Below are 24,208 nucleotides of genomic sequence, written 5' to 3'. Positions count from 1 at the left end.
TACATAAAGGGGGTAAAATTAAAGACACTAGAGTACCACATCTAGTTCCCGCCTTTTAAGCATTAAACTCAAATTAAAACAACTTTGTAACGGGTTTTTGCGGCTGATTAAAATCGCCTATTAAACTATAATTTTAACTTGGTTTATGCCATGATTAGCCGAATAACGGGATAACAAGAAACGCAATGAATAAGCTAAGCCTAAAAGATTGGGTGATTTTATTGACCATTTTGCCGACCATACTCATTGGTGCCGGCATTACTGCGTTCTTTGCATACAACCGACATATAGAGCTCAATGAAATGCTTACCTCACACGGTAAAAGTATTATAGAGCCAATTGCCATTACTGCCGTTAGAGCGGTGGAGGATAAAAACAGAGAACAGTTGCGTACAAAAATAGACTTTATCCACCGCAACCATTCCGACATTATTTCAAGTATCGCTATCTTCTCTCGAGACAACCAGTTACTTGCGACCAGTATCTATCACGGTTCTGTGTCTTCACTCAGGGTGGTAAATAACCGTCAAATACCTACGTTTACTCAAGCCGAGGAAAAAGATAGTGGTATTATCATTCGTTCCCCTATCATCAAGGTTGGCGCCGACAGAGACGCAGCGCAAGACAATCAAATCATTGGCTATGTCGCCATCGCCTTTGACAAAAAACAAGTATGGTTTCTCCAGCAAAATGAGTTATTCGTTGCCATAGCTATTGTGATTATCGGCACCATCATCAGTGGCTTTTTCTCATTAAGGTTAATTCAACAAGTGACACGGCCTGTTTCGTCTATGGTACAAGCTGTAGACAGAATCAGAGAAGGCAAGCTAGAGAGTCGAATTTCTGGCCAGCTAATTGGCGAGTTAAATTTCCTCAAAAGTGGTATCAACGCTATGGCGCAGTCACTTGGTAACTACCGAGATGAGATGACGCGGAGCATTGAACAAGCAACAATTGACCTGCGAGAAAGTCTCGAGCAGTTTGAAATTCAAAACGTTGAATTAGGTATTGCCAAGCGCAAGGCGCAAGAGGCGAATCGCGTAAAGTCAGAATTCCTTGCCAACATGTCACATGAGTTAAGAACGCCGCTCAATGGTGTAATCGGCTTTACCCGCCAAGTGTTAAAAACGCCACTGACAGAAACGCAACGAGATTATCTACAAACTATTGAACGTTCAGCAAATAATTTGCTTACCATCATCAATGATATTTTAGATTTCTCTAAACTTGATGCGGGCAAAATGACGATAGAGCACATCCCGTTTAATTTACGTGATGCCATTGAAGATGCGGTCACTTTACTTGCTAGTAGTGCGCATAAAAAGAACATTGAGATTTCTCTACGAATCGCTCCTCAAATATCAGACAACTTAATTGGCGACGCGATGCGTATTAAGCAAGTACTTACCAACTTAGCGGGGAATGCAATCAAGTTTACCTCAGAAGGTAATGTCACTATCGACGTGGAAGCAACTCAAACTGACGACAATAATATTCTATTAAGTTTTGCTGTTGCCGATACCGGTATTGGCATGACAACTGAACAGCAAAACAAAATATTTGAGGCATTTAATCAGGCAGATAAAAGTATTACCCGTATTTATGGTGGTACTGGTCTTGGCCTTGTAATATCTCAACGTTTAGCACAAGAAATGAAAGGTGACATCAGCTTTATCAGTGAACAAGGCCGCGGTTCTACCTTTACCTTCTCTTGTCAGTGTGAAATCAATAGTATTGTATCCGACCATAGTCTCGATATACCAACCTTAGCTGGCGCAACGGTCTTGTATTTAGAACCATTAACCCATACTCGTATTGCAACTAGCGAATTACTGACGCAATGGAAAATGCAAGTAACTCCCGTGGCCAATATTGAAGGATTTACTGAGGCATTGAACCAACAAGAGTCCTTTGATTACGCGCTGATTAGTCATGCAGTTACACCAACCAAGCTCAACGAGCTTAAAGAGTTAATTGCTTCTGTTAAACAACAAATTGCAAGTATACATGTGGGTATCAATAGTAACTCGCCGAATATCCAAGAAGTGCTAATTGCCGCAGGCGCAAAAAGCTGCCTAAGCAAACCAATTTTTGCGCCGAAACTGGCCAAAGCTTTTGCACCTAATCTAGATAGTCAGCAAAGTGAAGGCTTAACGAAACAAAAAGTCCCCATAAAAGTCCTTGCCGTAGACGATAACGAAGCAAACCTTAAATTAATCCATGCCCTCTTGTCAGAACAAGTGCTTGAAGTGGCTACCGCTAACAATGGAATTGAGGCTTTATCGTTATGCAAGCAAGAAAGGTTTGCCCTCATTTATATGGATATTCAAATGCCAGAGATGGACGGTATCACTGCGCTTCACAAAATTAAAACCGAAACCTTTAACGATGAAACACCTATTGTGGCCGTAACAGCCCATGCTTTATCAGGTGAACGTGAAAAATTAATGCAAAAAGGTTTTGCTGATTACATGACCAAACCGATTGATGAATCTACCTTACGACATACCATATATGAGCATTGTGATCTGGATAATATAGATTTTAAATCGCTTGCCATTAGCGAAGGAACGATTATCGATGGTGAAGTTACTGAATCGCCATCATCGTCAGCTGTCGATTGGCAACTAGCATTGAAGCAAGTTGGAAACAAAACGGATCTGGCGCAAGAAATGCTCGAAGGGCTTATCAAGTCGCTACCCAACACCAAACAGCGCCTTGAACAAGCATTAGAGGCAAAAGACGCGGAAAGTGCAAAAGCGATTATTCATAAACTTAATGGTGCATGCTGTTACACCGGCGTGCCGCTACTAGCAAAAATTGCTTATCAAATCGAAACAGAGCTAAAACGCAACACTAACATTACCGACTTAGAGCCTGAATTTTTCGAGATATTTGAACAAATGGAACGCGTTGAACAAGACGCAAAGCAGTACCTATATCAGTCTGCCTAGCTTTTCTTATCAGCGTAATTGAATGTTTGGCGAAGTGTCTATTTCGCCTTCGTCTGTCACCACGGCTATGCCACCAGCACACAGTAATACTGCCTGACTAGATTGTTGCATGTTTCTAATAAAGGCGAGTTCATAACCAAATTTACCCAGGTTACTGGCAGAAAACTTTTGAGCGAGAGACAAGCGACTCCACCAGTAATCCGAATCAGGGGAACTGGTTCTGCGGTCTATAAATGGATTGTTATCTTCAGCCATAACATCTGCCACTGAGCAACTCTGTAAACAAAGTATAGTAGAGATTAAAAAACAGGCAATATTTAGGGCGATTGAATAGAGGTTACTTGCTCAATACAACGTAAGCTATGGCGTATTTTTCCTCGTCAGAAAGCGATAAGAAGCACTGTTCCCCGCCTTTACTTTGCATCACAGCCTTAGCTTCGCCCGACATAGTTAGTATTGGCTGATTATTGTCATTGGCAAGAATTTCAAAGTGCTGGAACGACACATTTTTTGCAATCCCTGTACCTAACGCTTTAGCTGCGGCCTCTTTTGCAGCCCAGCGTTTAGCCAAAAACGCGTCGGGAAATTTGTGTTGCTCATATCGCACAAGCTCGCTTTCAACTAATACGCGTTTTGCCAATTTTGTTTTAACCGCATTAGACATAGCTCTAATGCGATCAACGTCGACTATGTCTACGCCAATGCCAACAACAGACAAGTTAAGCCCTCGCCTCTAGCATTAAACGTTTCATATCTCTGACGGCTTTCTCTAATCCATCAATGGCAGCGCGTGCAATAATGGCGTGGCCAATGTTGAGCTCTATAAGCTCTGGGATGGCAGCGATCGGTTTAACATTATGGTAGGTTAATCCGTGACCCGCGTTCACTTTCAGCCCTTTTTGATGGGCATATTTAATACCCTTTTCGATACGCGCTAATTCTTTTAGCTGCTCTTCTTCGCTTTCTGCGTCGGCATAATGCCCGGTATGAATCTCGATGTAGGGCGCGCCCGAAGCAACTGCCGCATCGATTTGAGCAGGATCAGCGTCAATAAATAAACTTGTTTGGATATGTTTTTGTGAAAGGCGCGCTACGGCATCGGTAATTTTATCAAGTTGTCCGGCAACATCTAAGCCACCTTCTGTCGTTAATTCTTCACGCTTTTCTGGCACTAAACAAACGAAAACAGGTTCTACCTCTAACGCTATATTTAACATTTCTTCGGTAACCGCCATTTCCAAATTCATGCGCGTTTGCAACGTTTCCTTCATAACGTAAACATCGCGGTCTTGGATATGACGTCTGTCTTCTCTTAAATGGATCGTGATACCATCGGCGCCAGCATGTTCAGCTACCGCAGCTGCATGTGCTGGATCAGGGTAATTGACGCCTCTGGCTTGTCGTAATGTTGCAATATGATCAACATTTACACCTAGTAAAATATCATTCATGCCTAACTTCTCGCTTGGGAAAATAATTTACGACTGTTTAATGGCTTACCATGTAACAAGTCATTGATAACCGTTCGATTAATGTTTTTTAACGCATTTAATGCCTGCGCAGATAATACCGTTTGCTGCGCTATTTCGGCAAGTATATATCCTGGAATAATTAGGTGTTCCTTACCTGATTCACTGGCTCGAAAGCCTTTTTCTAGGTCAAAGGAATAATTTAGCTCAGGGTTCGATAAGGCAAAGGTAAAATCTAATCCTTGCCCTAGTTCGGCAAATAGCAGCAATTCGAACTGTCGTAAGTTAGGTTCTAATGGTGCTTGTTGGTCTAGGTTTTCGATGGCTGTTACATAACGCTCAAACAATAACTCACAAGGCACGAACTCTGGCATCAATTTTGTTAGTAGTTCGTTGATATAAAAGCCGCTATACAAAAAGTTACCACGCAGTAGCTTTGATGATACTTGGCCTTCAATGTGTGTAACACGTTGCAGACCATGGCCTCCTTTCAAGGTAACGTTTATTTGCGTGAAAGGTTGAATTAAGGCTTTTTTGTACGCTGAAGTTTTGCTGGTACCTATAGAAATAACGGCACCTACTTTGCCGTCATTGGCAGTGAGCAAGGTTAATAGGTACTGATTCTCTTTATAAGGGCGGCTATGAAGCACATAAGCAAGTTGAGGAGCTAACACCGCCATCGTCATTAACCTGAATAGTCGTCGCCATAACCTAGGCTGCGCAGCGCTCTTTCATCGTCTGCCCATCCAGATTTTACTTTAACCCAAGTTTCTAAAAAGACTTTCTGACCAAACAGATTTTGCATGTCACGACGTGCTTCTTGACCTATTGTTTTTAGCTTTTCACCTTTGTTACCAATGATCATTCGCTTTTGACTATTGCGTTCAACTAAAACAAGTGCGTTTATATGCAAAGTGCCATATTCATCTTGTTTAAACTGCTCAATTTCTACGGTGGTAGAGTAAGGTAATTCGTCACCGGTAAAACGCATGAGTTTTTCACGCATGATTTCAGAGGCCATAAAACGGCTAGAGCGATCAGTAATGTAGTCTTCTGGAAACCAAAAATCGCCTTCAGGCAAAGCGTCAAAGCACATCTGTTTTATGGTGTCGACGTTATCACCTTTAAGAGCTGATACCGGCACTATAGTTTCAAAGCTATGCATCTCTCCTAGTTTTTGTAGATGAGGCAACAAGGCTTCTTTGTCTTCAACATTATCGACTTTATTGACCACCAAAATACAAGGAGCGCCGCTTTGCTTAACTTTTTGTAGCACCAGTTCATCGTCTTGTGTCCAATGTGTACCTTCAACAAGAAACACTATCAGTTCAACTTCTGCTATCGAGCTTGATGCTGCGCGATTCATAAGGCGATTGATAGCGCGTTTTTCTTCCGTATGTAAGCCTGGAGTATCAACTAAAATCGCTTGATTGGACTCTTCGGTTAATATGCCTAAAATACGATGACGAGTGGTTTGTGGCTTACGTGAGGTAATACTCACCTTTTGCCCAAGCAAAGCATTTAACAAGGTTGATTTGCCGACATTAGGTCTGCCCACTATGGCAATTAGGCCACAGCGTGTTGTGTTATTTGTCATGGGTAATACGCTCTAAAATAATCTTTGCAGCCGCCTGTTCAGCTTTTCTGCGGCTAGACCCTTTGGTAATGACTTCTTCGTCAAGCACTTCGGTCGTCCCTTTGATCGTAAACTCTTGGTTGTGAGCTTGTCCCGTCACCTTGATTACTTCATAGCATGGCAACGCGATTTTTCGACCTTGTAGGTATTCCTGAAGTTGTGTCTTTGGATCTTTTTGGCTTTGTCCTGGCTTTATATTGGCAAGTCGTTGTTCAAACCAAGTTAACACGATTTCAGTTGTGGTTTCGATACTGTCACTGTCCAAAAAAATGGCGCCAACAATAGCTTCTACTGCATCTTCAAGGGTTGATTCACGCCTGCGACCACCACTTTTTAATTCGCCAGGCCCTAGAATAAGATACTCACCTAGCCCCCATGCTTTGCCTAATTCAGCGAGCGTTACACCACGCACTAATGTCGAACGCATGCGAGTTAAGTCACCTTCAGCAACTTTAGGGAACTGCGCATACAGTTGTTTAGCGATTGCAAATCCTAGAATAGAATCACCCAAAAATTCCAAGCGCTCGTTATGATTACCTTTGGCGCTGCGATGTGTCAGTGCCTGAATCAATAAAGCTTGGTTACGAAACTCGTAGCCAAGCTTTTTGTATAATGTTGATAAATCGTGTTGTGACTTATTCAATTATTCGATTCCGCCTATTCGATCAAAGCGAATACCTGTCGGTATCCACGTTGGAAGCCAACTATCTTCTGTTCGCTCAAATTCAAAGCTCATCCAAATAGCCACTGCTTCTCCAACAATTAGTTGCTCTGGCACATAGCCCCAAAAGCGACCGTCATAACTATTATCACGGTTGTCACCCACCATTAAATAGTGGCCTGCAGGTACAGCATATTCAAAATTACCATCGACACGTTGAAGCTGAGAATGGTCGATTAACAAGCTTGTCGTTTTATCGCCCCAATTGACGGTATATTCGCGCAATTGTCCACTACCATCGTCATATTCACTAACGCCGACATAGTCTTGCGTTAGTTGCTCATAGCCAGGGCACGATGTTTGTGTACTATCACACGCTGGCTTAACCCAAAACGACTTGTTGCGGTACACTAATTTGTCGCCAGGCTCACCTAACACTCTTTTAATATAGTCAACGTTTGGCTCTTCAGGAAACTTAAACACAACAATATCACCACGCTCAGGTAGTCCGATATCGACAAATTTATTACGTGCTATAGGATCTTTTAAACCATAGTTGTACTTGTTCACCAAGATAAAGTCGCCATCAAGTAGCGTTGGCATCATTGAGCCCGAAGGGATTTGAAATGGTTCATACAAGAATGAACGCAGTACGGTGATTAACGCAATGATCGGAAATATCTGAACGGCATTATCAACAAATGCATTAGGCGTAACAATTTTCTCCGTTACTTCATCTGACAAATCCGTTGCACACTGTGCCTGTGCTGCTTCAAGCTTTAATTGCCTTTGTGGTGCCCAATAGAACTTGTCTGCTAACCAAACAATACCGGTTACAATACTGGTTACCACTAAAAATATTGAAAAATAAACCGCCATTTTATTGCTATTTCTCCAATTTAAGCACGGCTAAAAACGCTTCTTGAGGTACTTCAACATTACCTAGTTGCTTCATACGTTTTTTACCTTCTTTTTGCTTCTGCAATAGTTTCTTCTTACGACTAACGTCACCACCGTAACATTTCGCTGTTACGTTCTTACGCAGTTGTTTAACCGTAGAACGAGCAATAATGCTGTTGCCAATTGCCGCTTGTATTGCAATATCAAACATTTGACGGTGAATTAGTTCTCTTAACTTATCAACCAAATCACGGCCGCGCGGCACTGAGTTACTTCTATGCGTAATCATCGCAAGCGCATCAACGCGGTCGCCATTAATCATCACATCTACTCGTACCATATCTGAAGGTTCGAAGCGTACAAAGCTATAATCCAACGAAGCATAACCACGACTAGTCGATTTCAACTTATCAAAGAAGTCCATTACCACTTCCGCCATCGGTAGTTCGTACTTCAGTGCCACTTGATTACCGTGGTACACCAAATCTTTTTGTACGCCACGCTTCTCTATACATAGAGTAATAACATTACCTAAATGTTCCTGAGGAACTAAAATATTTGCTTCGACGATAGGTTCGCGAATCTCGGCAATTTCATTTACAGGCGGTAAATCCGTTGGATTATCAATCGATAACACATCATTTGCAGTAGTAACAACTTCATAATTTACCGTTGGTGCTGTGGTAATTAAATCAAGGTCATATTCACGTGCTAAACGCTCTTGAATAATCTCCATGTGCAGCATTCCTAAGAAGCCAACACGGAAACCGAATCCAAGTGCAGAAGAATTTTCAGGTTCAAAGAATAATGACGCATCATTCAAGCTAAGTTTATTTAGCGCGTCACGGAAGTTCTCATAGTCGTCTGAAGAAATTGGGAAAATACCTGCATAGACTTGCGGTTGAACTTTCTTAAAGCCCGGTAATGGCGCGGCCGCTTCTTTCTTAGCAATGGTTAATGTATCACCTACCGGAGCACCATGAATTTCTTTGATACCTGCGATAACAAAACCAACCTCACCGGTTCTCAAAATACCGGTTTCTGTCTGTTTTGGCGTAAATATACCGACTTTATCAATGATGTGCGTTTGTCCTGTCGACATAACAACCATCTTATCGCCCGCTTTAACTTCACCATTCATCACACGAACAAGTGATACAACCCCTTGATAGTTATCAAACCACGAGTCAATGATTAGCGCTTGTAAGTTAGCGTCTGGATCACCTTCTGGTGCCGGAATATTTTCTACGATTGTTTCAAGTACATCTTCAATACCAATGCCTGTTTTCGCAGAACACGCAACTGCGCCCGTTGCATCGATACCAATGATATCTTCAATTTCTTCACTGACGCGATCAGGATCAGCCTGCGGCAAATCAATCTTGTTTAGAATAGGTAGAACTTCCAAGTCCATTTCAATCGCGGTGTAACAGTTCGCTACGGTTTGTGCCTCTACGCCTTGGCCAGCATCAACGACAAGCAATGCGCCTTCGCACGAAGCCAAAGAGCGAGAAACCTCATATGAAAAATCTACGTGACCCGGTGTATCGATAAAGTTTAACTGATATGTTTCGCCGTCTTTAGCTTTGTAGTCTAAGGTCACACTTTGTGCCTTAATGGTAATACCACGCTCGCGCTCTAGATCCATATTGTCTAAAACTTGCGCTTCCATTTCGCGATCGCTTAAGCCGCCACAAAATTGGATGAGTCGATCCGACAAGGTAGATTTACCGTGGTCTATATGGGCAATGATCGAGAAATTGCGAATATTTTTCATAAAAGAAAACTTACATTAAAGAAACAACGAAAATAATGGGCGGATTTTATCGAATTTCAAGCAATTGAGCTAGCATTACCGTGTTTCAACCTAATCAATTTTTGTCACGATTATGTTTTCTGGTACTTTTCTGAGAATTTTTGGTGTGAGGATTTGTGATGTTGCGCTTTTTGCGTGCCATATTTTGGCAAGTACAAAGCCTAAGTATCCGCCAAATATTGACAATACAATGGCAACTATCTCTTGTTCAAAAACGCCTTTTTCTAGCGCACTTTGTGCCATAACGCCGAACAGCATAATCCCTATGAGTGGGAAAAAATAAGTTACCCATGCACTTTGCAACAGGCATGTTGCCGGTATCGCGATAACCACTTTATCGCCTAATTCAAGCGACAAATTGCTGTCGATGGTAGCAGATAATTGCTTGTGAGGAATCGCTTTAGCCACTATACCGCTGCCACAACTTTCGTTGTGTTGGCAGCTACTACATGTAGATTTAACTTCGCTAGTGACTGTGACCTGTTTACCTTGTACAGACACAACAGTTGCGACTTCTTCGACAAAAGTTTCACTCATAGTTCAGTGTAATTAAAAGTTGAATGACGATAGCTTAAGTTTAGTCGACAACAACGCCAGCCACTATGGCTTTAGCCGTTTCTACCGGCACTTTGCCCACTAGACTCACTTCTATACCGTTGACTACCTGATTCAATACCACAGTAGCACCATCTAACACATACGATTGTTCCCTCGCACTGTCATTAGACGGGCCAACATAGACAGAAAAGTCGACAAGGCCATCGCTAAACAAACGATACTCAACAGGTTGCTTGGTCATCGACATTCGATGGCGGTTGGTGGCAATAGATTCAAAGCCCACCGGTAACCAGCTTAGGCGCCATTTTAGCTGCACATTGTCGTTTTCAGCTGGAGACTCTACCACTGGTGGTAGTTCGGCTTGTGACAATTGTAGTAACTGCTCAGAAAGATTCGAAGATACGTCCAAGTGCGTAAATTGAATTTGTTCTAACAATTGCCCCTTCTTATTGGCAATGGCTATTTTTAAAGGAAAGGATGTTTGCTGATCTAGCCACAACCAGTGGCCATATTTGTGCGGGTCTTTTGAAACCAGTCGAATCAACTGTGCAGGTCTACCCAACACTCGATTTTTACCTACTAAAACAAAGTTATAGCTATCATTTAAGCTTAAAATATCGCCTGACAATATACTCGGAATCGGGCTACTGATGTGCTTGGCCTCGATCGAATATGGAGCAAATTCTGGCTCAACGTAACTTACGGTATCGCCGCGTCTTAAAATATCGCGCCTTGGGCCATTAAGCAAAGATACAATGGATAATTGGTCGCCGTTTTCGCCTACTCCATGAAACCAATGGTACGGATCAGCGTGATTGTTTTTAACAACTACAAATGACGTAGTGAAGTTAGTATTTTTTAATGTGTTTGCTAGTTGAGAAAGCAATTGTTCCGCACTTTTAGGTGCTTCCGTTGCGGTAGCTGGTAGTGAAATGACCAGCAAACACATGAAAAATCTTTTTATCATTGATTATTGTCTTCTTGCGACGTTTTGTTAACTTTTTCAGCTTGAGGATTGTACAACTTAGTTTGTTGCTGGTGATCAGCTAACAATGCGTGGAAACGACGCTGATGTTGAATTAACTCTTGCTGTGTTGTTGTTCTTGTTGGTGATACTGTATTCAAACTCACTGGCGCGGCAAAACCTAACGCTCCATTAGTTTGAACCACAGGACTTGGCGTAACAGGATCTTGCTGACCTGTATTTTGCACCGTAATCACCATCATCGCAGCAGCCGATGCTGCAATTGCCATTTGACCTGCAGGTTTGACAAACTTCACCACATTAGCTTTTATCGTCTCAACCACTTGTGAGCGAGGTTTTGGTGCTAATACCGTTGGTTCCTGATCGATTTGCTGTGCTATTGCATCGGCAATGGATGGGTCAAACGAGGCGGGAACTTCGTCACGCATCACATCTCCAATCAGATGGTATCTACTCCATGCCTGAGACATATCCTCGTCTTTAGCAATTTGTTTGATAACACGCTTGTCAGCTTCGTTATCAATGGCAGCAGATAGGGTCTGCAAATTATTATCAGTCATAATACACCTTAAAATTAGCGCTGAAGTAATGGTTTCAGTTTTTTATCTATTGCTTCACGCGCTCTAAATATACGCGATCTTACCGTCCCAACTGGACATTCCATGATGGTGGCAATCTCTTCGTAGCTTAGTCCTTCAAGTTCTCGCAAATTAATTGCGGTTCGCAGATCCTCAGGCAGTTGCTCAATGGTGTTAAAAACCACCTGTTTAATCTCTTGCGTTAACATCAATTGCTCTGGAGAGGCATTTTCTCTTAATGCTTCTCCGCTATCATAAATTTCCGCATCTTCAATCTCTATGTCGCTTCCTGGAGGTTTCCGACCACTAGCAACTAAGTGATTCTTTGCTGTATTCACAGCAATGCGATATAGCCAAGTATAGAAAGCGCTTTCGCCCCTAAAATTAGCCAACGCTCGATAGGCTTTTATAAAGGCTTCCTGCACTATATCTGCCACATCGGCTTGATTCTTAACATAACGAGACACTAAATTAGCAACTTTGCTTTGATACTTGGTTACCAATAAATTAAAGGCAGCTTTGTCGCCCTGCTGTACTCGCTCAACCAACTGTTGGTCGATGTTTTGTTCGCTCATTCGAGCCTTATCTCCTTACAAACTACATGGTATCGTCAATTAACCAAAACCGGCTCTATCGCAAACATTTTGCGCTGTTAAATTTATTGCGCATAAGTAGGACTTTGCTAACCGAAAAAAGTTCGCATCGTGGTGTTAAAAATTTAAAAAAAAGCTTTCGCCCACCAATAAAGCTGTATCGTGTCAGTAATTAAGGATAGAATTGATACCAGAAATATCCATAGAGTACATGAAAATAACCCGTTTATGAATCTTCAACATAATTGCGACGTGCTGATTATTGGTAGTGGCGCCGCCGGACTTAGTTTGGCTTTGCACTTAGCTCAGCATGCCGACGTCGTTATTTTAAGTAAAAGTCGTATTAATGCTGGTTCAACCTATTATGCGCAAGGCGGTATCGCAGCGGTATTTGACGAAAACGACACCGTTGATTCTCATGTACAAGACACATTAATAGCAGGTGCCGGACTTTGTGAAGAAGACGCAGTGCGCTATACAGCTGAAAATGCTAAAGAGTGCCTCAATTGGCTCATTGGTCAAGGCGTCGATTTTGATAAAGAAAAAGACGAGAACGGCAACGACAAATACCATTTAACTCGAGAAGGCGGCCATAGCCATAGGCGCATATTGCACGCAGCTGATGCAACTGGGCAAGAAATTCAAACGACCTTAGTAGAGCGCGTAAAGCGTCATAGCCGCATTCGTATTTTCGAGCGCTACAATGCAGTTGACCTTATTCGTGCAACAGACGGCGATAAACCTTGTATCGGCGCCTACATATGGAACCGCAATACCGAAAAAGTTGAAAGTATTTATGCGCAAAAAACTGTGCTGGCAACGGGCGGCGCGAGTAAAGTTTACCAGTACACGTCAAATCCTGATGTTGCAAGCGGTGATGGTATTGCGATGGCTTGGCGGGCTGGTTGTCGCGTTGCCAACATGGAGTTTAATCAATTTCACCCTACTTGTTTATATCACCCTGAAGCCGGCACGTTTTTATTAACGGAAGCGCTTCGAGGAGAAGGCGCTATTCTACGCCGCCCTAATGGTAGCCGCTTTATGCCCGATTTTGATGAGCGTGCTGAACTAGCGCCACGTGATATTGTGGCTCGTGCAATTGACTTTGAAATGAAACGACTTGGTGCAGATTGCATGTACCTAGATATTAGTCATAAAGAGCCGGCATTTATTAAAAGTCATTTTCCAACCATTTATGAAAAAACACGACAGTTGGGTATCGATATTACCAAAAACCCAATGCCGGTCGTACCCGCAGCCCATTATACCTGCGGTGGTGTTATGGTTGATAAGAACAGTCAAACAGACACTAAAAACCTATACGCAATTGGTGAAGTCGCTTATACCGGGCTCCATGGCGCTAACCGCATGGCGAGTAATTCATTACTCGAATGCTTAGTGTTTGCTCGCGCTGCGGCCCTAGAAATAGAGCAAACCTTAGATAGCAAGCATCGTTATTTAAAGTTGCCTGCGTGGGATGAATCGCGTGTAACTAATTCAGACGAAGAAGTGGTTATTCAGCACAATTGGCATGAGTTGCGACTATTTATGTGGGATTACGTTGGCATCGTGAGAACCAACAATAGATTGCAAAGGGCGATGAACCGCGTTGAATTGCTACAAAAAGAAATCGATGAGTATTATCGTAATTTCAGAGTCAGTAATAATTTATTGGAACTAAGAAATCTAGTACAAGTAGCTGAGCTTATTATTCGATGTGCGATGCAACGTAAAGAAAGCCGAGGCTTACACTACACCTTGGATTATCCAAACATGCTCGAAACAACATCACCCACAGTATTAAAACCAGAAAAGTACAGCGCTAACAGCTAATTTACTTGTTCTTTGGTAAACTCGATAAAGCGCGCTAAAGTGCGGTAGGGTTGGCCCTTATTACTGCTGTTGGCGACGAAATATCGACGAGTACGACCATTTTCATTGTTATTTAAAATAAGATGTAAACCTAAAAAACTTTGCTTAGAGCGTGTGGACAAGGTGTAATCAACACCCTCCACTCTTATCAAAGGTATCGTGAAATCGACATAAACATTGGATAACCTGTGTTGATACAAATAGAGGCTAAGTAGCAACGAAGTCAGCAATGCACTTAATGTTGCCACCGTAATCATCAAACCATCCCTCGAGAAAAAGGCAAACAGTAGCAGCGCAAAGCCAACAAAAGGAAGCTGCGCATACAACACAGCTTTTAACGGGTTGGCAAACGCTAGATTATGCTTTGACACGACCTAAGATAAACTGAACCATTGCATTAAGTTCAGCATCCTCACATTGCTCATGTCCCATAAACCAGGCAAAAAGTTCAGGATCTTGGCAGGATAACAATCGCTCAAAGGTCAGTTTATCGGCCTCACTTAAATCATCATATGCCTCATCGACAAATGGCATAAAAAGTACATCAAGTTCCAACATACCGCGGCGACATGCCCAGCGCAGCCTCGCCTTGTTATTTGCTAGCGACATGCTAACGACTCCTTAACTAAATAGTGCTGATTATTGTAGCAAGAAGCGCTAGATATTTTTAATGCTTTTGTACTTGTTTTTTTGATCATTGACCATATAAAGTTAAGTGATACAAATTGCTTATCCAGAGACTATGACGCTATCTCAAAAAAATCCGTCGTTACCTGACTTACCGCAGGTATTCGCAATCGCTTTATCTGGCACAAATGCGATTACCTTAAGTGGTGAAGAAAAAACTAAATATCTGCAGGGCCAAGTGACCTGCGATGTAGATGCCATGGCCGAAAATGGCGTGAGTTTTGGCGCCCATTGTGATGCCAAAGGCAAAATGTTTAGTCTATTCAGATTGTTCAATTACAAAGACAAACACTTGTTATTAATGCCTTCTGCGGTCGCCGGGGCGTCACTTAAAGAGCTACAGAAATTTGGTGTTTTTGCAAAAACTGACATTACCTTGGAGCAAGAGCTAGGTATTTTTGCACTTGCAGGTGAGCATGCCGCCAATTGGTTAACGGCCGCTTTTGGCGATATACCTAACCCACAAAATCAAAATATTACCTTTGACGATTTCAATATTGTTTACGTCAAAGGCGCAATACCAAGATTTGTGCTCGTTGGTAGAAAAGATAAGTTACAAAAATTATTCGAAAATGCAGACATTCCGTTGTATGGTCAAAGTGTTTGGCACATGCTCGAAATATTAGATGGCGTGCCTGTAATGAGCGAACCCGCAATTAGTAAATACGTGCCTCAAATGCTTAATGTACAAGCCATTGGTGGTATTAGCTTTACGAAAGGCTGTTACCTAGGGCAAGAAACAGTCGCTCGCATGAAGTACTTAGGTAGAAACAAAAAAGCCATGTATACCTTGGCGACACAGAGTGATCAACTGGTTGATATAGACGACAAACTGATCAAAAAAGTAGGCGAAAATTGGCGTGGCGCTGGTGATATCATTAACCTTTACCAAGCGGACAACGGCGATGTTTACATACAAGCAGTATTAGCTAACGATACCAATGAGCAAACGGTGCTCGGTCTTGAAAAGGATAAAGACGCCGCGGTTGAAGTTAATCCTTTACCTTATTCCCTTGAAGATTAGGACAATTATTTTATGAAAATAGCACCAAACAAAGTCGTCGTAATGCACTACTCAGTATCCGACAGCGAAGGCACCTTGATCGATAGCTCTTACGATCATCAGCCATTGTCAATTATTCACGGCATTGGCTTTTTAATTCCAGGGCTAGAAAATGCTTTAGTTGACAAACAAACAGGCGATACCTTTGAAGTTGCAGTTAAGGCAGACGAAGCATACGGTGAGCGCCACGATGGTTTTGTTCAAACAGTACCGAAGGAAATGTTTGCTGACATTGACGATCTACAAGTTGGCACGCAATTAAGAGCAACAACTGAAGAAGGTGAGCAAACCGTAATCGTTGTTGATGTTTCAGAAGACTCTATTACCGTTGACGGTAACCACCCTCTAGCCGGTATCGACCTGCAATTTGACGTTGAAATTCTCGAAGTCCGTGATGCAACAAAAGAAGAGTTGGAACATGGTCACGTGCATAGCAAGAAAAGCTGTTGTGATAGCAATAGCGAAGAAAGTTGTTGCGACTAGCATACTTAACCCTATGAAAAAGCACCTAAAAGGTGCTTTTTTTATGCCTAAACTCCGCCATTCATCACCACCAATTAGTAAAATTTCTACCATTTGGGGTCAGAACATGTTCTGACCCCAAATATATGCATACGTATTCATAACTTGCATAAACCTGCATAAATATCTGTTCTTTCGAGTGTTGTATTTTTTGAAACAGCTATCGTTTAAGCACCGCTGCAACGGGCTTAAGTTACTAGATTAGAATAATTACCATGCGCTTTTTCTCTTCTCTTACTTCGATTTATTCATCGAAATCACGGTTTTGCACAATTAATGAATACGTATGCAAACAATGGTTGAACAAGTATGCAATTTTTATAGTAGTGATTGCGGCAATCTAAGCCAGCAACAAAAACAACAACAAAGCATTTTAATAATAAGAATTTCTTTCACGAGAAATCTGGGGATAACTTTATGTTTTCGTTAAACAAAGTTACGCTCGCTTTAGTCGCTAGCGGCTGTTTGATGTGCTCAACTGCAAGTTTTGCACAAGAAGAACAAACGCCACCAGCATCGAGCAATGAGGATAGCGTAGTAGAAAGCCGTGATTCAGCTAATGACGAAGTAGAAGTCATTGAAGTCACGGGTTTTAAAAGCTCGTTAATCAAGTCACTTAATCAAAAACGTTTTGCTGACACGGTTTCAGAACAAATTTCTGCAGATGACCTTGGTGGTCTGCCAGATGTGTCTATGGCTGACGCACTTACCCGTTTACCGGGTGTTGCGGCAGTAAGAACCGGTGGTCAAGCAGCAGAAATCAATATTCGTGGTTTAGGTGGTGGCTTTGTATCATCAACCTTGAATGGCCGTGAGCAGGTATCTACTTCAGGTAGCCGTTCAATCGAATTCGACCAATACCCTTCTGAGCTTATTTCACAAGCAGCCGTTTACAAATCAACCAAAGCATCACTTATCGAAGGTGGCGTAGCCGGTACTGTTGAATTAACAACGGCAAGTGCGCTTAACAATGATAAGCAACACACCTTTAATCTAAATGCGCGTGGCATGTACAACGACCGTGCAAGTGAGGTTGCTGATGCGGAAGAGTTTGGCCATCGTTTAAGCTTTTCTTACCAAGGAAAATTCTTTGAAGATACATTAGGTGTATCTGTTGGTTACGCACGTTTGTATCAACCAAGTGTTGCAACACAATTCATCGGCTTTGCCTATAACGCGCAAGCAGATGTCGACATGCTTCCAGATGACACTAATGGTCCAGCTGACGCGCCAAATGAAGAATACATTAGTGAAGGTTTCGAACTACAACATTTAGGTGGTGTTGAAACACGCAATGGTTACGTAGGTGCACTAGAGTGGCAGCCAAACGATACCTTTACTGTGCGTGCCGATGCCTTTGTATCTAAATTTGATTCAGAATCTTTTGCTCGTGGCTTCCGTGTTAAGTTTGATGGTGAAACTGCCGCGATAGCTAACCCTACCATTCTTGGTAATTCAATGATCGGCGGTACCATTAATCGTAAGAGTACCGGTAACAACACTCGCGTAGAAATCGTCAACGATGACAACCAAGATTTTGATAGCGTTGAAAGCTACGGCTTGAATTTAGATTGGCAAATAACAGATCGTTTAAATGCGAATTTAGATTTTACCTATTCTTCTGCAGAAAGTGACTTTAGAAACGGCTTACTTTGGGCTTTAGTCGCTGAAGATGCAAATGCAGATGTACCTGTACTTGATCCAAATGTCTCTATTTCATACTTATTAAATGGTTCAGACCTACCTGACATTGGTTTTAGTCAAGCTGATGCATTTACTGATATCAATCGCGTGATGGTCAGTAAGTATGGTATCTACCCGTTTGAAAATTCAGATAGATTAAGCGCTGTTCGCTTAGATTTAGAATATGAATTAGATAACGAATTCGTATCTTCTGTTGCTTTTGGTATGCGTTACTCAGATCGTGAGTACAGCAATGACCGCTCTGTCTACCAATATGGTGCAGACAATAACTTTTCTAGCTCAGAGCCACCGCTCAAGCTAACTGATGACATGGTACAAGTAGTCGATTGGGAAGGTGAGTTTTCTTATTTCCCAAGTTACTTAGCGATTGACTTAGACAAAGCACTTAATGCCTGGTTTGGTAATGATATTCCTCAGCCAGTGCAAACATGGGGTGCAAACAGAGACGGCGAAATCGACGACTCGACATCTTGGTCAGTTTTGCAAAGTGGTGAAGTTTATGAAGAAGTTGCTTCTGCTTACATCATGGCTAACCTAGACATGGAACTATTCGATTTACCGATTACTGGTAACATCGGTGTTCGTGCGGTAAAAACAAAACAATCTTCAACTGCATACGAGAATGTAGGCGGATTAGTTGAAGCTGGCGCTCAAAACATTATGGATGAAGTTGGATTAGTAAATTCTAATTTCAAATATACTGTTGAAGGTATTGAGTACACAGACTACCTACCGTCTCTTAACTTAAACTTCCATATCACTGACAACTCACAAATTAGATTTGCAGCGGGTAAAGTCATGTCACGCCCTGACATTAACCGTTTAGCGTCTAACCGTAGTATTCAGATTTCTGACGAAGGTGAAGTAACGGGTAATAGTAACAATAACCCATTTATTCGTCCGTTCTATGCAAATCAATATGATTTGTCTTATGAGCAGTACTTTGTTGAAACAGAAGGTGCCTTTGTATTTGCTGTATTCCACAAAGACGTAGAATCATTTTTACAGGATCAAACCTTATTTAATTACGACTTTGAAGCGGCAGGATTTTACGTGCCGGAGAAAATCGTTAATGAAACTACTGGTGTAGAAACAGAAGTTGACCCTGTAGGTACTTATTATACGGCGTTCAATAATGAAAATGGCGGCCACATTACAGGTGCTGAAGTTGCACTAACGCAAGTGTTTACCTTCTTACCTGATTTATGGTCTGGCCTTGGTATCTATGTAAGTTATTCATACACACAAAGTAACGTAGCCTTTGAAACTGATTTGTTAGGTACAACTATAGATCAGCCTCTAGAAGGTCTTTCTGAAAACTTAGCAACCGCGACACTGTTTTATGAATATAGCGATTTTGAAACGCGTTTGAGTTTCCGCTACCGCGACAGCTTTGTTTCTAGACAATGGGGCATCGATGAACAACGTCTGCGTTTTGACGATGAACTAATCGTTGATTACCAAGCGTCTTACAACGTAACAGACAACCTTGGTTTATTGTTCCAGGTGAATAACTTAACTGATGAACCTACCCAAAGTTACTTTGGTACACCTGAATTTTCAGGTACAACCCAATTCTTTGGTCGCCAATTTTACTTCGGTGCGACGTACTCGTTCTAAGAATGAGTGCACTTAAGTAATAAAAATAAGGAAAAAATAATGAAAACGACAACTTATTTAGCAAGAATGCTTTTTGTCGCACTATTTTCACTTTTCTTAACTGCTTGTGGCGGCGAAAGTGATTTAGATGCGGGTGAAGTATTGCTGACCTGTGATGTACCTATGGTACCTGACGCAACAGGCACAACATGTGTCGAACCAGAACCTATCCAATGTCCTGCGCCGACAGTCCCGGATGCATTAAATGAAAACTGTGTAGTTGGTGTTGATCCTAATGCACCATTGCCAATTTATTTTCCAGCGGAAAACGAAGCGGTAGTTTACTACAATCGTGCGGCACTAGGCGCTACAAACGAAAGTGACGATCCTTCTTATGAAGGCTATCGCCTGCACACCTGGAACAGTGATTTTTGTGACGCATATGCTGCGCCACACGACACTACTGATTGGGCAAATGGCCACGTACATGACGGTGTTGATCCAACTTATGGTGCTTACTGGATCCTTAACCTGAAAGACGGTTATGGCGAGTGTGGTAACTTTATTATCCATATTGGTACAGACGATGCAGGTAAAGCGTTAGGTAGTGGTGATTTCCAAATGCCTCTACAACAAGACGATCCTGATTATGCGCGTATGAACTTTACTTTTGATGGCGTGCCATCAGTATTTGAATACCCAGTGGTAAGCTTAGGCAAGCAACCAGTATCAGTAAAAGATGCTGCTGCTCACTGGATTGACGCAAATACATTCGTTTGGTTTATCGATAATCCACTTGCTGACACAGTAACTGATGTTGCACTACATCACTCTATGACAGCGGGCATTGAAGCAGACGAAAATGATGTCTTCAATGGCAGTAAGATTGCTCTTGTTCCAGCTGAATTGACCGATGAACAAAAAGCAGCTGCACCGAAAGTTAGCGATTGGCCGGCTTACCAACTTGATGTGTCTGCTGAGCAAGCTAAATCACTATTAAAATCTCAACTCGTTGTAGTTGGTGCAAACGCTGATGGCGAAACTATCGCAGCAAGTGCGGTACAAGCTGACCTAGTATTAGACGCACTATACACAGCGGGTGAAGCCGATGCTGACGAAGCCACACTAGGCGTTAGCTATAACAACAATATGATTGATGTAGCTCTTTGGGCACCAACAGCGCAAAGCGTTACATTAAAAGTATTCGATGCGAGTAAAGCTGAAGTTGCAAGTCATGCAATGACTGAAAGTAGCGACACGGGTATTTGGTCTTATGCGGCAGATGTCAGCATGGACCGTATGTTCTATCAGTATGAAATTGTATTGTTCCATCCACAAAATGCACAAATTGAAACGGTGACGGTTACTGACCCTTATTCAGTCAGTTTGTCGACTAACGGTATGTATTCTCAGTTCGTTAATTTAAGCGACGCAGACTTACAACCAGACGGATGGGTAGACCATACTGTTCCAGCAGGTAGTGCACCAGAAGACGCTGTTATTTATGAAGGTCATATTCGTGACTTCAGTGTATTAGATGAGAGCACAAGCGAAGCAAATCGTGGTAAATATTTAGCGTTTACAGAAATGGATAGCGCGCCTGTACAGCATTTACAAAAGCTTGCAGATAGTGGTTTAACGCATTTCCATATGTTACCAGCTAACGATCTAGCCTCTGTCAACGAAAGTGATGAAGATAAAGTAGATTTACACGATACTGTAGCAGATCTATGTGCGGTTAAAGCGGATGCACCAGTTTGTGGTGTAGAAGATGACAACGCGACAATTCTTTCTGTACTTGAAGGTTACTCTACTTACACAGACGATGCGGCTAAATTAGTAGATGCATTGCGCGGCTATGATAGCTTCAACTGGGGTTATGATCCTAAACACTTCAATGTACCTGATGGTAGCTATGCAAGTGACGCGGATGGTGTTGCAAGAATTGTAGAAATGCGAGCCATGGTGCAAGCATTGCATGAAGTTGGTTTACGCGTTGTATTAGACGTTGTGTACAACCACACAAACTCTGCAGGCCTTTGGGATAATTCAGTATTTGATAAAGTTGTTCCTGGTTATTACCACAGTCGTGACGTTGTTTCTGGTGCCGTGATTCAAGATACCTGTTGTAACGATACAGCACTTGAACATCGCATGATGGACAAGTTCATGGTGGACTCTTTAGTACTTTGGACAGAGCAATACAAGTTTGATGGTTTCCGCTTTGATATCATGAGCCATGGTTCAAAAGAACAAATGTTGGCAGCGCGTGATGCAGTTCAGGCGGTAGATGCAGACAACTACTTCTATGGTGAAGGTTGGGGTCGTGCGAATCGTGGATTTGAACATGCTGACCAATTCAACATGGCTGGTACTGAAATATCGACGTTTAATGACCGCCTTCGTGACGGCATTAGAACAGGTGAATTGTTCTCGGGCATCGACTTTGAAGATGGTCCATTTATTAAACAAGACATCATTAAGTTTGGTTTAGCTGGCTCTTTAGCAGATTACGTACTAACAAGCTTTAAAGGCACACCTACGTTAGGTAGTGCATACAACCAAAGCATGTACGCAAAAGACCCTGCTGATGTAGTGAACTACATTTCTAAGCATGACAACGAAACGTTATGGGATCAGCTACAACTTAAACTACCTTACGACATTTCGTTAGAGAACCGTGTACGTATCCAAAACTTGTCGCAATCAATCATTTTACTTTCGCAAGGTGTACCATTTTTCCAATTAGGTGGTGACATGCTGCGTTCTAAGTCATTAGATCGCAATACTTACGATGCAGGTGATTGGTTCAACAAAGTAGATTTCACGTATCAAAGCAACAACTTCAATATCGGCTTACCGTTAGAGCGTCCAGAAACTGCGCCATTTAGTGGTGAAAAGATTGACGAAGATACGTTAGTGGCGACACTTTCTAACCCTTCTGCACAGGCTGGATTCAACGAGATCGAGTTTGCAAGCAATGTATTCAACGAGTTCTTACAAATCAGAACTACAAGTAAGCTTTTCCGTTTAGCGACAGCGCAAGACGTCATTGACCGTGTTGGTTTCCACAACATTGGCAAACGTCAAACGCAAGGTCTAATTGTGATGAGTATTGATGATGGTACGGGCCTTGAAGACTTAGACCCTACTGTTGATGCAATCGTGGTTGTTGTGAATGGTAGTGCGAATGAATTAAGCCACACTGTTGCTACAGCAGCAGGCTTTAGTCTACATCCTGTGCAACAAGCCTCAGTTGACAGTAGCGTAGCAAGCGCAAGTTTCACTGACGGTGAAGGCGAAGGTACATTTACCGTTCCTGCGTTTACAACAGCTGTCTTTGTGTTGCCACAAGGCGAAGCTCAAGGTACAGGTTTACTAGCCACTGCAACTTCTGGTGCGCCAGACGTAGTGCCTTACGGTGATACTTTCCCATTTGTTAAAGGCGAAATGAACGGTTGGGCAGACGTAGATCAGATGACTTATAAAGGTTCAGGCATCTATGAAGTTGCATTAACGCTTTCTGCTGGTTCATATAGCTTTAAAGTTGCTTCTGAAGATTGGTCTACCATTAACTTAGGTGCACCATCTGCAGCCGACAATATGGTTGTTGAAGGTGAAGACTTTACGCTATTACCTGGTAGTAACGACAACTTAAGCATTACGATTGCAGCTGACGCGACGTACATTTTCTCGTTAGACGCATCAAATACAGAAAGTCCTGTGCTGAATGTCCGCAACGAAAATCCATTCTTCGGTAACACTGTGCTACTGCGCGGCGATATGAATGGTTGGGGTGAATCAGATGCAATGACTTACTTAGGTGAAGGTCGTTTCAGTGTAACAACAACGATTGAAGCTGGTGAGAAAAACTTCAAGTTAGCCTCTGCTGATTGGTCTACTGTAAACTTAGGTGCACCAGCAGACGATAAAGAAGTCTTGCCTGGTGAAGAGCAACTAGTGGTTGCAGGTTCTAATGACAACTTCTACATGAACTTCGATGACGGTGAGTACACCTTTATTTTAGACGCTTCAAACATTGAAGAGCCTATCTTAACGGTTTACAACGCTGAAATGTTTGGCGCAACAACTGTATTTATCCGCGGCGGTATGAATGGTTGGGGTGAAGTTGATGCACTAACTTACCATGGTGCGAGCCAATACAGTGTAACGATTGCATTAGACGCTCAAAGCTATGAGTTCAAAGTAGCATCAGGCGACTGGTCAACATTCAACTTAGGTGCAACCTCTGCAGAAGATGCTGAAGTGGTTGTCGATGTTGAAGAAGCTTTAGTACAAGACTCTCAAACCAACTTCACGATGACGATCGAAGAAGCAGGTGATTACGTCTTTACTGTTACAGGTCCAGATCCACTGAACCTGACACTAGCAGTAACAAAAGCGAACTAATCGCAAACAAAAAAAAGGGGGCCATTTGGCCCCTTTTTTTTGCCTAAAACATTTGGGGTCAGAACATGTTCTGACCCCATTTTTTGTATACGGCTAATTAACTCCTATTTGCATTACAAATATTATATTTGGCCCTCATCCCTATAAAATTCTGGCTCTTACTTATTTATGGGTAGATTTTTACTAGGAAGCTATAGACAA

The 24,208-nt window shown here is 42.2% G+C and carries 20 protein-coding genes; 6 read left to right on the top strand and 14 right to left on the bottom strand.

What is annotated here, in order from left to right; translation table 11 throughout:
• Positions 1–185: 185 nt before the first annotated feature.
• A complete protein-coding gene (barA, locus tag QUD85_RS02460; RefSeq protein ID WP_093330363.1) occupies positions 186–2,954 on the top strand; it encodes a two-component sensor histidine kinase BarA in 2,769 nt (922 codons plus the stop codon).
• Positions 2,955–2,963: 9 nt separating this feature from the next.
• Here the strand turns inward: barA and QUD85_RS02455 are convergent, their stop codons facing one another.
• The 12 genes from QUD85_RS02455 to rpoE form a co-directional block, all read right to left on the bottom strand.
• Positions 2,964–3,209 (bottom strand): hypothetical protein, encoded by a 246-nt coding sequence (locus tag QUD85_RS02455; RefSeq protein ID WP_093330366.1) that lies wholly within the window; start codon positions 3,207–3,209, stop codon positions 2,964–2,966.
• A gap of 82 nt (positions 3,210–3,291) precedes the next feature.
• Positions 3,292–3,672, bottom strand: a complete 381-nt coding sequence (gene acpS, locus QUD85_RS02450; RefSeq protein WP_093330369.1) for a holo-ACP synthase — start codon at positions 3,670–3,672, stop codon at positions 3,292–3,294.
• 1 nt (position 3,673) lies between these two features.
• The gene (pdxJ, locus tag QUD85_RS02445) at positions 3,674–4,405 is read right to left on the bottom strand and encodes a pyridoxine 5'-phosphate synthase (RefSeq protein WP_093330371.1); all 732 of its coding nucleotides are present in this window, start codon (positions 4,403–4,405) and stop codon (positions 3,674–3,676) included.
• A 2-nt stretch (positions 4,406–4,407) separates the two neighbouring features.
• Positions 4,408–5,103, bottom strand: a complete 696-nt coding sequence (gene recO, locus QUD85_RS02440) for a DNA repair protein RecO (protein WP_177168907.1) — start codon at positions 5,101–5,103, stop codon at positions 4,408–4,410.
• A gap of 5 nt (positions 5,104–5,108) precedes the next feature.
• The gene (era, locus tag QUD85_RS02435; protein WP_093330377.1) at positions 5,109–6,020 is read right to left on the bottom strand and encodes a GTPase Era; all 912 of its coding nucleotides are present in this window, start codon (positions 6,018–6,020) and stop codon (positions 5,109–5,111) included.
• Positions 6,010–6,702 (bottom strand): ribonuclease III, encoded by a 693-nt coding sequence (rnc, locus tag QUD85_RS02430; protein ID WP_093330381.1) that lies wholly within the window; start codon positions 6,700–6,702, stop codon positions 6,010–6,012. The genes era and rnc overlap by 11 nt, the downstream gene beginning before the upstream one ends.
• The gene (lepB, locus tag QUD85_RS02425) at positions 6,703–7,599 is read right to left on the bottom strand and encodes a signal peptidase I (protein ID WP_093330383.1); all 897 of its coding nucleotides are present in this window, start codon (positions 7,597–7,599) and stop codon (positions 6,703–6,705) included.
• Between the two features lie 7 nt (positions 7,600–7,606).
• Entirely contained in the window at positions 7,607–9,397 is a 1,791-nt protein-coding gene (gene lepA, locus QUD85_RS02420) for a translation elongation factor 4 (protein ID WP_093330386.1), read from the bottom strand.
• A gap of 90 nt (positions 9,398–9,487) precedes the next feature.
• Positions 9,488–9,973: a SoxR reducing system RseC family protein gene (locus QUD85_RS02415; RefSeq protein WP_093330389.1), complete on the bottom strand. Its 486-nt coding sequence runs from the start codon at positions 9,971–9,973 to the stop codon at positions 9,488–9,490.
• A gap of 40 nt (positions 9,974–10,013) precedes the next feature.
• The gene (locus QUD85_RS02410) at positions 10,014–10,961 is read right to left on the bottom strand and encodes a MucB/RseB C-terminal domain-containing protein (protein WP_286219622.1); all 948 of its coding nucleotides are present in this window, start codon (positions 10,959–10,961) and stop codon (positions 10,014–10,016) included.
• Positions 10,958–11,539, bottom strand: a complete 582-nt coding sequence (locus QUD85_RS02405; protein ID WP_093330392.1) for a sigma-E factor negative regulatory protein — start codon at positions 11,537–11,539, stop codon at positions 10,958–10,960. Before QUD85_RS02405 ends, QUD85_RS02410 begins: the two co-directional genes overlap by 4 nt.
• 14 nt (positions 11,540–11,553) lie before the next feature.
• A complete protein-coding gene (rpoE, locus tag QUD85_RS02400) occupies positions 11,554–12,132 on the bottom strand; it encodes an RNA polymerase sigma factor RpoE (protein ID WP_093330394.1) in 579 nt (192 codons plus the stop codon).
• Between the two features lie 246 nt (positions 12,133–12,378).
• Between rpoE and nadB the strand changes: the two genes are divergently transcribed.
• Positions 12,379–13,983 (top strand): L-aspartate oxidase, encoded by a 1,605-nt coding sequence (gene nadB / locus QUD85_RS02395; protein WP_093330397.1) that lies wholly within the window; start codon positions 12,379–12,381, stop codon positions 13,981–13,983.
• Here the strand turns inward: nadB and QUD85_RS02390 are convergent.
• Positions 13,980–14,393, bottom strand: a complete 414-nt coding sequence (locus tag QUD85_RS02390; protein ID WP_093330400.1) for a hypothetical protein — start codon at positions 14,391–14,393, stop codon at positions 13,980–13,982. The genes nadB and QUD85_RS02390 overlap by 4 nt on opposite strands.
• Positions 14,380–14,631, bottom strand: coding sequence for an FAD assembly factor SdhE (locus QUD85_RS02385; RefSeq protein WP_093330404.1), 252 nt, complete (start codon positions 14,629–14,631; stop codon positions 14,380–14,382). The genes QUD85_RS02390 and QUD85_RS02385 overlap by 14 nt, the downstream gene beginning before the upstream one ends.
• 133 nt (positions 14,632–14,764) lie before the next feature.
• On the opposite strand from QUD85_RS02385, the gene ygfZ reads away from it, so the two are divergent.
• The 4 genes from ygfZ (at position 14,765) to QUD85_RS02365 (ending at position 24,007) form a co-directional block, all read left to right on the top strand.
• Positions 14,765–15,733, top strand: a complete 969-nt coding sequence (gene ygfZ / locus QUD85_RS02380; RefSeq protein WP_093330406.1) for a tRNA-modifying protein YgfZ — start codon at positions 14,765–14,767, stop codon at positions 15,731–15,733.
• Between the two features lie 12 nt (positions 15,734–15,745).
• Positions 15,746–16,255, top strand: a complete 510-nt coding sequence (locus QUD85_RS02375; RefSeq protein ID WP_093330409.1) for an FKBP-type peptidyl-prolyl cis-trans isomerase — start codon at positions 15,746–15,748, stop codon at positions 16,253–16,255.
• 456 nt (positions 16,256–16,711) lie between these two features.
• Positions 16,712–19,618 carry a TonB-dependent receptor gene (locus QUD85_RS02370; protein WP_093330412.1) on the top strand — a complete coding sequence of 969 codons (2,907 nt, stop codon included), beginning with the start codon at positions 16,712–16,714 and terminating at the stop codon, positions 19,616–19,618.
• 39 nt (positions 19,619–19,657) lie between these two features.
• A complete protein-coding gene (locus QUD85_RS02365) occupies positions 19,658–24,007 on the top strand; it encodes an alpha-1,6-glucosidase domain-containing protein (protein WP_093330414.1) in 4,350 nt (1,449 codons plus the stop codon).
• Positions 24,008–24,208 lie beyond the last annotated feature (201 nt).

Origin of the sequence: Thalassotalea agarivorans, from assembly GCF_030295955.1 — a bacterium.
Taxonomy (GTDB): Bacteria; Pseudomonadota; Gammaproteobacteria; order Enterobacterales; family Alteromonadaceae; genus Thalassotalea_D; species Thalassotalea_D agarivorans.
Note: the sequence above shows the minus strand (reverse complement) of the source record. Positions and strands in the feature narration are given on the sequence as shown.